Origin of the sequence: Limnobacter humi (assembly GCF_024518835.1) — a bacterium.
Taxonomy (GTDB): domain Bacteria; phylum Pseudomonadota; class Gammaproteobacteria; order Burkholderiales; family Burkholderiaceae_B; genus Limnobacter; species Limnobacter humi.
Genome location: NZ_JANIGO010000001.1, coordinates 619907 through 634262, shown reverse-complemented (window position 1 = coordinate 634262; position 14356 = coordinate 619907). Strand labels below are relative to the sequence as shown.

Sequence of the window (14356 nt, the reverse complement as noted above, 5' to 3'; positions counted from 1 at the left end):
GCCAGCCCCGCTCAGAATCTCGAGTAGGGCGTGATGCCCTCGGGTGGCACACTCAGATCAAACAGACCACCGAACGAGTACTTGAGGTAAACCTGTGCCCGGTCTGGGTTGTAGCCTTCAGAGCGGTCAATTTCCAGCAAGGCACCAACCACCAGGTTGCGCATCAACCGATGCTCGATTTGGGCTCGCAGCCCTGTGCTGGTGCCACCACCAGGCCCGCCGGCGTCCCGTGTGGCGTTGCCGCGCGCTGCGGCGGCTGCGGCCAATTGGGGGTCCAATGGATAAAGATCGGTGGCATCTTCTTTCGATTCGCTGGCACCAATGCTGGCTTGTAAGCGCCATGACCAGTGGTTGCGTCGACCCGTCCAGGTCACCGGAATGGTGAATGAGCCAAAGGCTTGTGGGCTGTAGTAGCCGCCCTGCCCGTAGGTATAGAAGCGCAGATTTTTCTGGAAAGACCACAGGTACAAGGAGGCGCCCACTTCAACTTTCTGGCCCTGGTTTTGGTACACCGCTTTGCTCAGAATGCCTTGCAGATTGAGTTCCGTGTTGTCGGGCATGTGCTCACCGGTGATCAGATTGGCCTTGCCGATGCCGACAAAATCAACCGTGGGTGACAGCGGCGTGTAATACACCGCTGAAACCCCATTGCGACGTGCAGCACCCCACCGTTGGCCGGTGAGCGGGTCGATGGCACCTGTGGAGGACAGTACGCTGCCGCCGACCATGCGGCGGGCAATATCCAGGCGCAGTGATCCATTGTCCCCCACGGGGGTTTTCCATTGCAGGCCACCCACCCAACTGTTCACGGGCAGATCACCCGCCGTGCTGCCCAGGTCGACTCGCCAGGTGTCTGTCTGCAGACCCACGCCCAGCACTTGTCCGCGGTAGTTTTGAGTCAGAAAACGTGACTGGATCGCCGGGTCGTTGGCCACCGTGGTGCCCAATTGGGCGAAATTGGTGGCATTGGGCACATCCACTTGCCCGGCCTTGGCCTGCAATTGGTCCAAGCGGACAAACAGCCGTTTTTCAAAATCCAGTGGCAGGTCCACCTGGATGGGCACTTCGGTGCTTCGAATGCCCGACACCCCCGGGCTGCCGTCAATGGCGCTGTCTTCATAGCCCATGCGCACACGCGGGCGAAGCCGCTCCTGGAGTTCTTCCTGTTTGGCAAATACCGTGGGTTCGGCACGCCAGGGGTTGGGTTGGCTCAGCAGGGTGGCGAGGTCGTTGTACCGCCCGGCGTCTTCCAGGCTCGCCATTTGAGCCCGGAACTCGCCCAGCTGAATGCGCTGAACCAAGGCGTTCATGCCGTCGGTTCGATCGGCTGGGGCGATGGGCTCCAGCAAGGTCAGCGCGTCGGTGTTTCGGTTTTGGCGGGCTGCAATGAGTGCTGACGCAAAGCGCATGTCGGGGTCCGCTTTAATTGCCAAGCCGTCCTGCATCGTCTGCTGTGCAGCGATCCGTCCTTCCCGGGTCTCCAAATCATTTTGCAGGCCAGCCAGCTCAAACCGGAACCAGGCGTAGTCTGGGTTCAGCGAAATCGCTTTTTTCAGCAGGGCCATGGCGCTGGCCAAATCACCCTGCTGCCTGGCCTGCTGAGCCTGGTCGCTGAGTTGTTGGCCTTGCTCAAAATTACCGAGGGTGTTGACGGGGGCCACCACCGTGTTGCCAGCGGCAAGCTCACCCGGGGCATCACCACCGTTGGCCTTGTTGACGGGCAATGCCCCAGGTTTGGCCGTGGCGCGGCTGGATGGTGTTGCGGCCGGGTTTGCAGCCACGGCTGCTCCACCACCCCCCAACTCGGCCAATGCGGCGCGGTAACGCTGGTCGTTCGGAAACTGAAGACTCAGGCTGTTCAGGCGCTGGCGGGCCAAGGCCCGACCTTCGGGCGTTCTGGCCATCTGACCATAAATCTGCAGCGCAGCTTCCCCCACGGGTGGTTTGTCCAACAGGCCTTGAAGTCGGGTGGGCAGGTCGGCTGGCACCCGTTCGCTATTGGCCAAATATTTCAGTTCGGCGAAGGCCTGTCGCTTGTTGCCAGCCAGTTCAATGGCCTGGTTTAACTCCAGTGCCAGGGGGTGGTTGGCACCCACCAGGCCCTGAAGCCGTTTGGCCCAGATGCCAGCGGCTTGGACTTCCCCTTTTCGCAGTTCCACCAACCCTTGCCACCGCAGGGCAGCCGCATTGTCGGGGTCCACCAGCAACATTTTGTTGAACATCTGGCTGGCCAGGTCGTAACGGTTGCGGGCCAACCAGTACTGGCCTTTGTCTTCCAGCACCTGCAAATTGCTGGGCTCAACAGCGGCGGTGGCCGGTGCAGCCTGAGCACTGGGCGACCAGGCCATGGCCGTCAGCAGGCAATGCACGGCGATCAGGACTGGCTTTTTCCGTGTCGGTGTCAGCTGCATGACTGGTTCCCCTTCCAGGCGGGCAACAATTCGCCTTGCGGTCCAATATTGAAGCGCTTGTTCATGGCGGCTTCCCCAAACAGGGTCAATGATGCATTGTAATAACCGTAAGCCACCCATTGTTCACGGGGCGCTTGTTGCAGCCCCTGTTTCAACAGGGCCTGGGCCAATGCAGGTTCTCCCTGGCTGGCTGCAAACGGGGCTGTGGCCACTTGAAATCCGGCTGGGCCGGGATGATCGGCTGGCAACACCGTGTCAGTCCCGGTAAACCACTCCGGCATATTGCCACGTGCCTTGACCAGGTTCAGGACTGGTCGAGTTTGCTGTTTCAGCGTGCCTTGTATGGGGTCCGTGGCTGGGGTCAAGCCGATCCACAGGTAGGTTCGAATGGCATCGTAATCCCCTCGCAGATCATCGCCTGCCCACACCACTTGCCCCTGTCGAACCTCGGCCCAGTCTGGGAAAGCCCCTTGTCGAACCGACGCCAGCAGCAGTTGCTGGCTGCCCAGGTAGAGTTGCGCCCAGCGTGCATCATCGGGCCAGACTTGTGCCAGACGCATCATCAGGAAAGGAGGCACATAGCTGGGGTTGAGTCGAACGGTGCCATTGTCAGCCACAAAGCCCTGGGGACCCGGCAAAACACTCAAACCCAGGCCTTCCACGGTCAAGGTTTCTTGTTGGAGAATGCGCTGGCCCAAAGCCTGCGCTTTGGCTTGATAACCCGGGTTGCACCACAGCCGGCCTGCTTCCCAGAGCACGTAAGTAATCCACAAATCAGCATCCGAGGCACTGTTGGCATCCAACACCCCCCACTGTTCGGCCTGCCGTCCCCAAATCCAGGCTGGCAGGTTGCGGCGGATATCTCCTTTGGCCAGGTTGTCCTCTGTCCATTTCAGCAACTGGTTGAATCGCGTTTGGTCGCCAGCCACCAGTGCAAAGAACATAGCATAGGCCTGCCCTTCAGACACCGTGCGGAGGTCCTCCTGGCTGCGGTCGATGACACGCCCATCGTCGCTGATGAATGCCGCCTGGTAGCCCTCCCAGGCTGGCCAGCGGTTGGCCGCCTGACAGGCCGTGGTCAGTGCACAAACCGTGGTCAATCCGCACACCAAGCCCAGAAAGCGCCGAATGCCCATGCCTTAACCGCCTTTGATGCGACGCGACGCCCTTCGAGACAGCCAGCCGTAAGCAATCAGAGCCAAGGCCATGCCAGCCAGTGCGCCGCCCAGGGCAATGAGCACCGGGTGCTCCGAGAAGGCGATGCGAATCCGCAGCCACCAGGGCAGGTTGCCACTCACAAAGGTTTTTCCGATGTGATAAGCCTGCAGCTCCTCTCCCCGCACCAGGGTGACGCTGCCCCGCACCTTGGCAATGTCGGTGTAGTTTCCAAACGCCGACACAGCCCGCTCAAAGCCGGTTTCGTCCGTTCCGGTAATCACCAAGCCAGTTTTCTGACTGCCCCAGGGGGACTCAAAGCCCACAATGGCCCCCAGACTGCCGCCGCTTTGAATCAACGCGCGAGTCTGCTCAGACGGTGGCATGTCCTCGCGGTTGGACCAAATCCGGTCGAACCAGCCCAGCACAGGCGACAGCCCCAGGCTGCGTTCTGTGTCGCTCAGCACCATCGGCAGGCTCATCTGCTGAGCCGCCAGCCACGGCAAGCGGTCGCTGCGGCCCAGTGCAATCCAGTGCTTGGTGCCCACCGAGACTTTCGGATCGCCGGTGATCACCGCCACCCGGTTGGCCGGCAAACCAGTCCACTGGCCAAACAAACCCATCAGGTTGAGATAAGCCCGAATTTCCGCGCTGTTGGGCTGCTGGGGCAGCACCACGGCGCTGTCGGACAGGTCGGCAAAGATGGAAAAGGGGTAGCCGCCGTTGGCAAATGCGGTCAGGTTGGGCATTTTGGTGTAGTGCGGCAATTCGGAAAAGTCCACCGTGGATTCCGGGTCGATGGCACCGCGAGCCGTCTGGTTTTGCGTCACACAGGCGCTTCCGCCCTCCGGCATGAAGCCAAACCCGAATGACAATTCATTGTTGCCGCCAACCCGGAATGCAGGAATCTGGAAGGCGGTTTCGCTGGCCAGTTCCGCCTGGCCCAGCAAGTCAATGTTCAGCCTGTTTTGGCCCTGTTCCGAGCGGGGGGCCAGCCTGAATGACTGCACCAGCGCGTTGTTGATTTCCACATTCAGCAGGGAGTCATTCCATTTGGAGGGGGCCGTGTAGCGATATTTCAACGCCATGGGCACGTTGCGACCCGCCCAGCTAAACAAGTCTGGCGGCAGGCGAAGGTTCAGCCGAACTTTTGGATTTTCCACACTGGCTTCCAGTTGCGTGGGGTAGTCCATGAGTTCTGCAAAGCGCACGGGGCGGTCAGTCGCCACATAACGCGGCGCATCGTAAGCCCTGCGCGGCGCACCCAGGTTCACCTGTTTCACCACAGCCACCTTGCCACTGAGCACCTGGCCCTCAACCACCAAGCCATACACCGCCTGCAGCAGCTCATCGTCGGTGCGACCCAACACATACAATTGTTTGACCCAGGGTTTCTCAGCGGTGGACCCCATGGCCAGGGTCGGCCCTTGGAGGGCCTGACCACCCAGCGACTCTGGCAGCCGATCCGTCACATTCAGGATCACGCTGTGGCGGCTGTCATCGGGTGCAGTCAGCACCTCAAACTCGGCTTGGCGATAAAAGGCCTGTGCCCCCATCCAGGACGCCAATATGCCAGCAGCTTTCAGGCTGTTGGCATCAATGGTCGAAGGCAGTACCAGGGGCAAGCTCAGTTTCCGGTTGTCACGCGGGTCAAAGAAAGGCGCCGGCAGCACTGCCAGGTCGTCCACCAGGGTCAGCGGGTCTGTGGCCAGGGTCAATGTGCTGTCGGGGCGAATGTCCACCCGCAAGGTGGGGTTGTTGGGGTCGCGGCAAGTCGTGTCGTAGGTTGCGTCCAGTTCAATCCGGATGCCTGAGAAATCCGTGAACAGCGTGGGGTCCAGGTCGATGCGTGTGGCGTGCAAAACGCCAGCCTTGCTCTCGGTCAAGGGGGAGATGGCGGCCAACTGGTTGTTCACATACACCCGAATGAATGACTGGTCGTGCCGCATGCCCGACGGGTACATCATTTTCAGGTTCAGGCTGGCCCGTTTGACCAGTTCATCCAGTCGAACACCTGAATTCAATTCAATCGATTTGTTCACGCCCGTGAGCTTGATGCCGCCTGGCTGACCCATGTTGGCCAGTGTTAAGGTACGCTCAGAACCCGCTGGTGCCGTGGGCGGCAATGTGGCTGCAGCGTTGATGACCGCTGTTGCGGTTGCAGCGGGTTGCAGGGTCACGGGTTGAGCCTGGGCTGAAACAGCGAAAGCGGTTACTGTGAACAAGGCAATCGGGAGCAATGGGCGCATAGCGTTCAATCGGTTGGTCAAGCGGATGGGTTTTTTTGTGGGGTTGACAGGCATGCACAGGCCGGAAACCCACTGTTTTTGTCGATGTTTCTGAAAACTACACCGCAATTTAACCCTCTTTTCACACGATATCTTAATATTCGCCGTATGCTAAGGTTCAAATGTCATTTATTCATGACAAAGCAGGCGTTTGGATGATTCTGGCAACGCACATGGGCGGGCCTTCATCAAGGAACAATAATCATGATTTCAACTGAAGAGCTGGATGGCGCACTGGTGGTACGGGTTGAAGCCGTCCGGCTGGACAGCGCGGTGGGCACCATCATTCGCAACACCGTGGTGTCCAAGATTGACGTCCAAAATAAAATTGCTGTTGACATCAGCCAAGTTAAATTGGTGGATTCCGGTGGCCTGGGTGCATTGGTGGCGCTGCTGAAAAACGTCATGAGCCATCAAGGCAAACTGGCGTTGGTGGGCATGCACAAATCGGTTCGAATGATGTTTGAACTCTCCCGGATGGACCGCCAATTCCTGTTGGTGGATGACATCCCCAAAGCGCTGGAAGCGCTGCGCAAAAGCTGATGTCTGCAAACAGCCCGATGGTTGACCGGGCACTTCCCCGAATACTGGTGGTGGACGACTCCGTGGTGGAGCGGAGCTTGTTTGTCCACATGGTCTCCAAATGGGGTTACGGCGTTGAAGTGGCCTCCAGTGGCCAAGAAGCACTCTCTCGCATTCAACACGACAAATTCCAACTGGTGCTTGCAGACTGGCAAATGCCGGGCATGCAGGGCACGGAACTGTGCCAGCAGCTTCGCGACATGGCGCTGGAACAATACACCTACGTTATTTTGATGTCGGCCCAGTCGGATGAGGAGTTTCTCATCAAAGCGCTGGATGCCGGAGCCGATGACGTTCTCAGCAAGCCGATTGATGGCAATGAGCTGGAAGCCCGTTTGCAATCGGCTGTTCGCCGCATTGAATTGCAGGCCCAACTGAAGCACCAAACCGACGCTTTGGCACAGGCGCACAAGGCCATTGCCGACGACCTCAAAACAGTCTCGGTCTTGCAGCGCAGTTATCTGCCCCCGGCGGTGTCGCCGTTTCCCCAACTGCATTATCAATGGCTGTCAGCGCCATCCATGTATGTGTCTGGGGACCACCTGCATGTGTTTCAGCTGGAGCCGGACGTTTATGGCTTTTACCTGCTGGATGTGTCGGGCCATGGGGTGCCAGCTGCGGTCAAATCGATGCAACTGGTTCAAATGTTTGCGGATCAATCTGCATCCAGTTTGCTCTATGACCAGGGTGGCGGACACGCCACTGCCCGCACCGTGGCTCAACCGTCACGGGTGGTTGCCCGTTTGAACCGCCTCTTCCAGCAGACAGACACTGACCTGTCCTACTTCACCATGATTTATGGCCTGATGGACAGTCGAACCCGCAAGGTTTCCCTGTGTCAGGCAGGACACCCTTCGCCGCTGTTGATCAAATCGGATGGCCGAGTCCGCACGTTGGGTGGCGGGGGTTATCCCGTGGGCCTGTTTGACACGGACGATTTCGAGGACATTGACCTCACCCTGGAGCAGGGAGATGTGCTGTTGCTGTACTCCGATGGTCTGACCGAAGTGATGTCGCCTCAGGACGAAGGCTTTGGTGAAGATCGACTGCTGCGCAGCATTGAGGCCCAGGTACTGGCACAGGGCGGGTTGCCCGGACGGTTGCCACACCTGATCGAGGAGACCATTCTGGACTGGGGCGGTAAGGCGGTTCAGCAACACGGTTTCCAGGACGATGTGTCCATCCTCATGTTGTCAGCCGATCCTTTTCTCTCGGTGGATGCCAACCCGGGCGGCCGCAAAAATTCAGGCGAAACCGTGTTTCGCCATCAGGAAATTCTGCCCGCGCATGAGCTGGACATCCACCATGAACTGGCACCCAAATCCATAGTGATTGTCGACGACTCCAAGAGTTTTCTTCGAATTTTCGAGGCCATGCTCAACAGTTGGGGTTATGAGGTGCATGCCGCCAAGAACGGGCATGAGGCGGTCACCCTGATTGATTCGGTCAAGCCTGACTTTGTATTGACCGACTGGGACATGCCCGGGATGAGCGGGATTGAGTTGTGCGAGCATGTGCGTGCGCACCAGGATTCCTACATTTACATCATCATGATCACGGGGTATGCAACCCGGGATGATTTGCTCAACAGCTTGCGTGTGGGCGCTGATGATTTCCTGACCAAGCCAGTCAACCCCAGTGAGTTGAAGGTTCGCCTGAAAACCGCTGAGCGCATCGCCGACCTGCACACCAGCCTAGAGGCCAGGCATTCCGAGTTGGCCGCGCTGTACGACGCTTTGCAACGTGACATGCGCGAGGTGTCCCGCATCCAGCGGGCCCTCTTGCCCAAAACCAGAACCGAGCCTTGGCCGTTTGCCCTGCAAATGCTGTATCAGCCGCAGGCTTATGTGTGTGGCCAGCAAATGGGTTTGCTTGAGACCCAACCCAATGAGTATGGGTTTTTCATGATCTCCATGCCTGGCGATGACACCTCCACGGCCCTGCAGGCCATGGCCCTGTCTCGCTGGTTCTCGCTGGACCGGGCCACCCAGGTGTTGTTTCCCAAGGACCCCTCCAGTTCGAAATTGCGCCGTCACCTGGCCTCGCCAGCGCTGGTGCAGGCTGAACTCATGGAGATTTCCCCCTCGCTGGGTGCCAAGCGCAGGCCGTTTGACCTGTTGTATGGTTTGTTGAACCTGGACCAGGGCTCCCTGCTGCTAGCCGGTCTGGGCCATTGGTCGGTGCTGATTGCACAGCCCGGCGAGACTCCCCTGTTTCAGGCGGTCAATGCACCGCAGGGGCAGGTGATTTTTCAGGACTTGATCAAGCCTGGCAGCCGACTTTTCATTTATCCATCCGTGTGTGCCGAAGGGTTGGGGTTGACCGATCCTGCCGTGTGGACACAGTCGGTGTTGTTGCCTGACGATGCGCGATGGCAGGGCCATTGCAGGTTGGAAGATGAGTTTGCCCGGTTGCTCAGCTTGAATCCGGTGTTGGAATACAACCTTCAGGACTTCATGCTCAGCGGTATTCAATGGCGCGAGCAATTTGATGTCCAGCCCTGGGACTTTGCGCCCAACCAAATGGACTACTGGAAGCAGCGGCTGCTGGGTCTTGCCTTGCAGACCCGCGATCGACTGGATGCCACCTGCGAGCCGTTGACGCTGGGTGAATTGCGGGACAGCATGGCCTACCGCTTGGTGTGCGATACCACCAGCATTGGTGCGGTTAGCCAAGCGGTGCGGGCGTTTTCGGAGCGCCTGGGTTATGACGACCAAGTGGCCTACAATGCGGACCTTGCGGTGTCTGAGGCGCTGACCAATGTGATGGTGCATGGTTTCCGGGCAGAGCGCCCCAAGCCAGCCGTGATTGCGGTGCTGGCTTTTGAGCATGCCTTGGGCATTGTATTAAACGACCAGGGCAAGCCCATCCCCGTGGCGGTGCTGGATGCAATCGCACAGCGCTGCACCATCAATGAAGAAACCGAGCTGAACCGTTTGCCCGAGGGCGGCATGGGGTTGAAGTTCATCCACCTGGTGTCGTCCCGTTTTGATTATGAATCCACCACGGAAGGCAACACCCTGTGGTTGGTGCTGAACGAACACGGCCGGCAACAACCGCCGACCACTGTGAATTGACCGTTCGGATTAGCGCTCGGAAGGTGGTTCACCGCTGCTGGCGGCGTCCGGATCCGTGGCGGGGCTTGCAGCGGGCATGGACCAATCCGGTTTAATGCCAGACAGGTTCAAGCCCGGCAATGCTTCCTCGGCCATTTTGTCCAGCAGACCCATGATGCGTTCGTCCACAAACTTGCTGGCAGATTTTTGCAGCGCCCGCGACACTTCCGATTCAATCGCTGTCATGGCCAACGGTCGAATTTTCCAGATCAACTGAGCCAATCGGGGCAGTTCTTCTTTGGGCGGCAAGTTGTCGCCGTATTGGTCCAGCTCTTTCACGAACAAGGACACCGCCTGATCACAAAAACTTTCCAGGTGGCTGCGCAGCGACGCAATCAACTCCAGCAGATCGATGAGCGGAATGCCCGCAGCGGCCATTTCAGCACCAGCATGCAAAATTTTTGGGCTGGTGGCCCGGTATCTCAAACCATCCGGTTCCAGCAAACCCAGTTCGATGGTGCGTGCCAACGCACCGCGGCTAAGGTTGGTACCAAACATGGTGGCCAAATGCACCGGGTTGAAATTCTTGGGCGCTTCGTCCGTCCACGGGCTGGTGATGGCGTGCGTTAAACCGAGCAACTGCCGAAGGTCATAGCCCTTGTCGATCGCATCCAGCATTTCCTGAATGTTGCCCAGGGTGTAACCGCGGCCGAGCATTTGGCCAATCAACTTCAGTCGGGACAGGTGGTCTTCACTGTAAAAGCCAACGCGACCGCGTTTTTCAGGTGGGGCCAGCAAGCCACGGTCTTGATAGGCCCGAACATTGCGCACGGTGGTGTTGGCCGTACGGGCCAGTTCATCAATGGTGTATTCCCGTCCGGCTGTGCCGTTGGACGGGTCTTTGCTCGATGAACTTTTCTTGAACCGGAAAGAAACCATGTGGTGATTGTAACCAAATGTGAGAGACTTTCGCCAACGCATCACCTTTACAGTCCAAATCATGAAGCGCACCTTGTTGTTCACTGCCCTTCTGGGGGCGCTGTCCTTGGCCCATGCCGACGACATCCATTACAAAACCCTCGATGAGCAGGCATTGCGACGGTGTCTGTTTCTGGAAGATGACCAGCTTCGACTGCGTTGTTTTGATGATGCGACAGGTCGGGCCCAAGTGGCCCAAGGTGGCAAGGCCCCTGAGGTGGCTGCCCCGCTCGACGGCGGTCTGCTGCTCTATAAAAACACCAGCGACAGCACTTTGTCCTGGTTGGACCAGCGGTGGGAATTGTCGCCGGAATCCAAGCGCGGTACTTTCCAGGTTCGCCCTTACAAGCCGGTCTACCTGTTGCCGCTGATTCACAACAGTTCACCCAACACGCGGCCGAGCAGCCCCAACCCGTTAAATACGGTGAGTTCACCGGAAAACCTGGACCAGAACGAAACCAAATTTCAGCTCAGCCTGAAAACCAAGGTGGTGGAAAACCTCTTCGGTGACAACGGCGATGTGTGGTTTGGTTATACCCAGTCTAGTCGATGGCAGGTCTACAACAGCGACACCTCCAGACCGTTTCGGGAAACCAACTACGAGCCAGAGCTGATGTTCACCTGGCGCAGCAGCTGGACTGAATTTGCGGAGGCCACCGGCTGGAAGCCCCGGCTACTGGGCTTGAGTTTGAACCATCAGTCCAATGGCCGTGCGTTGCCTCTGTCGCGTTCATGGAACCGTGTCATCGGCATGGTGGGTCTGGAGCGTGAAAACACCCTCTTGCAAATTCGCCCCTGGGTTCGCATTTCCGAAGCCAAGGAAACCGATGATAATCCCGACATCAGCGACTACATGGGACGGGGTGACATTCTGCTCGTGCACAAAATCAATGGGCATGAATTGTCGATGTTGGCCCGGCACACCTTCCGTGGTGGCGACCGTTCACGGGGTGCCATCCAGTTGGACTGGGGCATTCCCATCACCAGCAATTTGCGTGGTCATATCCAGTACTTCAGTGGCTACGGCGAAAGCCTGATTGACTACAATTACAAGTCCGATTACTTGGGCGTGGGTTTCTCGCTGGTGGGATGGTACTGAGAACAATCTGGCAGGTGCTGTTGTGCACACTGGCCTGTTTGCATGGGGCGGTCGCAATGGCCAGCCCGTCGGGTGAATTGTCTCTTTTAGAGCCAACTGCCCTGGTGCTGGCTGTGGCGGGTCGGGTGTCCATCACCAATGAGAACCGTCAAACCTATGACGCGTTGCCCCTGCACAGGCTGGTGCCTGGCCACCGCATTGCGCTGGCCAAAGGCGCGCGATTGTCCCTGATGGTGCGAAGCACTGGCAATCGACGGGTGTATCGCGGCCCGGCCCGATTGTTGTTGAAGGACCAGTTCGTTTCAGTGCGCCAGGGTGAACAACCCAAGGTTCAAGCCTTGACCCCGCTGGAGCATGACCTTGCTGAGCAATGGCTGGTGCGGTACCCGCGCCGGGGCAATCAGCCCGAGCCCCGTTTTTTGGGACTTGAGATTGTGACCCCCAAAGAAGGGGCCATGTTGCTCAACCGATTTCCTGAATTTGTTTTCAAGGGCGATTTGCCCCGCGAAGGCTCGCTGTTGATTTTTGATGGTCAAGGCAAGCGCTTCTGGGTTCAGCAGCTGGACGATGTGCGCGTGCATTTCCCCAACGCAGTGGAATTCGGTTGGGGGCAAAACTTCACCTGGGAGGTTCGAAAACTGACCGGCGGACGAGTGCTGGAGGGTAGCTTTTCAATCGCCAGCGAATGGACTGCCCGTCAATTGCTGGAGGCCCGGGTGCCAGATTTGCCCGGCACACCCCGAGAAGACTTGCTGTTTTATGGCATGCGCCTGCAATTGGCCAATGCCTACGAGGACGCCAACCGGGTTTGGGAGTCACTCGGCATCGCACTGGACTCTACGGGGCGTCCTCGGCGCTTTCGTTGACCCCGCTCACGGGTTGATCTTGCTTTCCAGTTCTTCCCAACGCGCATAGGCACTGGCCAGCTCGGCTTCCAGCATTTGCAGGCGCTGTTGCACTGCGGCCATGGCATCTGCAGGCTGCTGATAGAACGACGGGTCACCCACCGTGCTGACCAGCTCTGCTTGTTCGGTCTCCAGGCGTTCAATCAAACCCGGCAGGCTTTCCAGTTCCCGCTGCTCTTTGTAGCTGAGCTTTTTACCCTTGGCGCTTGGGCTCACCGGTTGAGCCTGAGTGATTGAGCTGTCTGTGCCAGCGGGTGCTTTGCCAATCGGTTTGCTCTGCCAGGGGTCAGTCGTGCGTTGGCGCAACCAATCGGTGTACCCGCCCACATAGTCACCCACCTGCCCGTCGCCCTCGAAGACCCAACAGCGGGTCACAATCTGATCCAGAAATTCACGGTCGTGGCTGACCAAAATCAGCGTGCCTTGGTAGGCCATCAGCTTGTCTTCCAACAGCTCCAGGGTTTCAATGTCCAGGTCGTTGGTGGGTTCGTCCAACACCATCACGTTGGATGGGCTGGCAAACAACTGCGCAAGTAGCAAGCGGGCACGCTCGCCGCCCGAGAGGCTGCGCACCGGTTGCCGAGCGCGGTCGGGTGTGAAGAGGAAATCCTGCAGATAGCCAATCACATGCCGGGGTTGACCATCCATCGTGATGAACTCCTTCCCCGCACCGATGATGTCCACCGCGGTGTCCGCTTCATTGAACTGGCTGCGCAACTGGTCGAAATAGGCAATTTCCAGTTTCGTTCCCAACTTGACCGTACCCGCATCCGCCTTGATTTGTCCCAACAGGGCTTTCAATGCTGTGGTTTTTCCAACCCCGTTGGGACCCAGAAAACCAATTTTCTCGCCCCGCAAGATCACATTGCTGAAGTTTTTAAGAATCGGAAATCCATCCAGCGCCAATTCAAGTTCATCAATGTCCGCCACCACTTTGCCGCTTCGGTCGGCTTCCTGCACCTGAACCCGGGCAGTGCCCAGCACATTGCGCCGCTCCGAAAACTGGCGACGCATGTCCATCAAGGCACGCACTCGTCCCTCATTGCGGGTGCGGCGGGCTTCAATGCCGCGGCGTATCCACACTTCTTCTTCAGCCAGTTTTTTATCAAACAGGGCCACGGCTTTTTCTTCGGCGGCCAGAAATTCAGCCTTGCCTTTGAGGTAGCCCTCATAGCCGCCCGACCAGCTTTTCAGGTGGCCACGGTCCAGATCACACACCCGGGTGGCCAGCTTGCGCATGAAGCTGCGGTCGTGACTGACAAAAATCACGGCGCCTTTGAATTGTCGAATCTGGTCTTCCAACAGTTCAATGCTGGGAATGTCCAGGTGGTTGGTGGGCTCGTCTAGCATCAACACATCTGGGTTGCTGACCAGGGCGCGGGCCAGCATCACCTTTCGTTTCATGCCGCCAGACAATTTGGCAAATGGTTGCTGACCATCCAGCCGGAAGCGTGACAGGGTTTGCTCAACCTCACTCTCCAGATGCCACCCATGGTGCTCGGCCAACAGGTGTTGGGCGTGCTCCAACCGGGCCTGGTCAACCGATGCGGGGTTCAGGTGGCTGGCATGCAACACATGAACCCACTCACCAATGGGCCCCAGCCCTTGTGCCACCACATCAAACACCGTGGCGTTCACCTCCAGGGGTACTGCCTGTTCCAGGCAACTCACCCGCAGGCCGTCCCGGCGAATCACCTGCCCATCTTCGGGCTGAACCTGCCCCATCAACACCCGGAACAGCGTGCTTTTTCCCGTGCCATTGCGACCGAGCAGTGCAACACGCTCCCGTTCTTCCAGTGAAAATTCCACCTGATCCAGCAGCACCATGGTGCCGATGCGCAGCGACACGCCTTTCATTCCCAACAACATTGTTTCGTGATTC

Annotated in this window: 9 protein-coding genes; 4 read left to right on the top strand and 5 right to left on the bottom strand. The window is 58.3% G+C overall.

Going from position 1 to position 14356, the window contains the following annotated elements:
* Window positions 1-11 precede the first annotated feature (11 nt).
* The 3 genes from NQT62_RS03060 to bcsB are packed head-to-tail and all read right to left on the bottom strand — an operon-like array spanning window position 12 to window position 5815.
* Window positions 12-2411 (bottom strand): cellulose synthase subunit BcsC-related outer membrane protein, encoded by a 2400-nt coding sequence (locus NQT62_RS03060; RefSeq protein ID WP_256763096.1) that lies wholly within the window; start codon window positions 2409-2411, stop codon window positions 12-14.
* Complete coding sequence (bcsZ, locus tag NQT62_RS03055; RefSeq protein ID WP_256763095.1) at window positions 2402-3547, bottom strand: cellulose synthase complex periplasmic endoglucanase BcsZ; 1146 nt, start codon at window positions 3545-3547, stop codon at window positions 2402-2404. The genes NQT62_RS03060 and bcsZ overlap by 10 nt, the downstream gene beginning before the upstream one ends.
* Before the next feature lie 3 nt (window positions 3548-3550).
* Entirely contained in the window at window positions 3551-5815 is a 2265-nt protein-coding gene (gene bcsB / locus NQT62_RS03050; protein WP_256763094.1) for a cellulose biosynthesis cyclic di-GMP-binding regulatory protein BcsB, read from the bottom strand.
* 243 nt (window positions 5816-6058) lie between these two features.
* On the opposite strand from bcsB, the gene NQT62_RS03045 reads away from it, so the two are divergent.
* Together NQT62_RS03045 and NQT62_RS03040 are read left to right on the top strand one after the other, a co-directional pair.
* Window positions 6059-6397 carry an STAS domain-containing protein gene (locus NQT62_RS03045; protein ID WP_256763093.1) on the top strand — a complete coding sequence of 113 codons (339 nt, stop codon included), beginning with the start codon at window positions 6059-6061 and terminating at the stop codon, window positions 6395-6397.
* Window positions 6397-9513, top strand: coding sequence for a response regulator (locus NQT62_RS03040; protein WP_256763092.1), 3117 nt, complete (start codon window positions 6397-6399; stop codon window positions 9511-9513). Before NQT62_RS03045 ends, NQT62_RS03040 begins: the two co-directional genes overlap by 1 nt.
* 9 nt (window positions 9514-9522) lie before the next feature.
* On the opposite strand, the gene NQT62_RS03035 is transcribed toward NQT62_RS03040, so the two are convergent.
* Window positions 9523-10431 (bottom strand): MerR family transcriptional regulator, encoded by a 909-nt coding sequence (locus NQT62_RS03035; RefSeq protein ID WP_256763533.1) that lies wholly within the window; start codon window positions 10429-10431, stop codon window positions 9523-9525.
* A gap of 61 nt (window positions 10432-10492) precedes the next feature.
* Here NQT62_RS03035 and NQT62_RS03030 point away from each other — a divergent pair, with 61 nt between their 5' ends.
* The gene (locus tag NQT62_RS03030) at window positions 10493-11569 is read left to right on the top strand and encodes a phospholipase A (protein ID WP_256763091.1); all 1077 of its coding nucleotides are present in this window, start codon (window positions 10493-10495) and stop codon (window positions 11567-11569) included.
* A 56-nt stretch (window positions 11570-11625) separates the two neighbouring features.
* A complete protein-coding gene (locus NQT62_RS03025) occupies window positions 11626-12435 on the top strand; it encodes a hypothetical protein (protein ID WP_256763090.1) in 810 nt (269 codons plus the stop codon).
* 6 nt (window positions 12436-12441) lie between these two features.
* On the opposite strand, the gene NQT62_RS03020 is transcribed toward NQT62_RS03025, so the two are convergent.
* Window positions 12442-14343, bottom strand: coding sequence for an ATP-binding cassette domain-containing protein (locus NQT62_RS03020; protein WP_256763088.1), 1902 nt, complete (start codon window positions 14341-14343; stop codon window positions 12442-12444).
* Window positions 14344-14356 lie beyond the last annotated feature (13 nt).

Bases quoted from the DNA above. Each gene is read 5' to 3' on its own strand.
- NQT62_RS03045 (WP_256763093.1), top strand. From the start codon at position 6,059: ATGATTTCAACTGAAGAGCTGGATGGCGCACTGGTGGTACGGGTTGAA.
- NQT62_RS03060 (WP_256763096.1), bottom strand. From the start codon at position 2,411: ATGCAGCTGACACCGACACGGAAAAAGCCAGTCCTGATCGCCGTGCAT.
- NQT62_RS03035 (WP_256763533.1), bottom strand. From the start codon at position 10,431: ATGGTTTCTTTCCGGTTCAAGAAAAGTTCATCGAGCAAAGACCCGTCC.
- NQT62_RS03040 (WP_256763092.1), top strand. From the start codon at position 6,397: ATGTCTGCAAACAGCCCGATGGTTGACCGGGCACTTCCCCGAATACTG.
- NQT62_RS03025 (WP_256763090.1), top strand. From the start codon at position 11,626: ATGGCCAGCCCGTCGGGTGAATTGTCTCTTTTAGAGCCAACTGCCCTG.
- NQT62_RS03030 (WP_256763091.1), top strand. From the start codon at position 10,493: ATGAAGCGCACCTTGTTGTTCACTGCCCTTCTGGGGGCGCTGTCCTTG.
- bcsZ (WP_256763095.1), bottom strand. From the start codon at position 3,547: ATGGGCATTCGGCGCTTTCTGGGCTTGGTGTGCGGATTGACCACGGTT.
- bcsB (WP_256763094.1), bottom strand. From the start codon at position 5,815: ATGCGCCCATTGCTCCCGATTGCCTTGTTCACAGTAACCGCTTTCGCT.
- NQT62_RS03020 (WP_256763088.1), bottom strand. From the start codon at position 14,343: ATGTTGTTGGGAATGAAAGGCGTGTCGCTGCGCATCGGCACCATGGTG.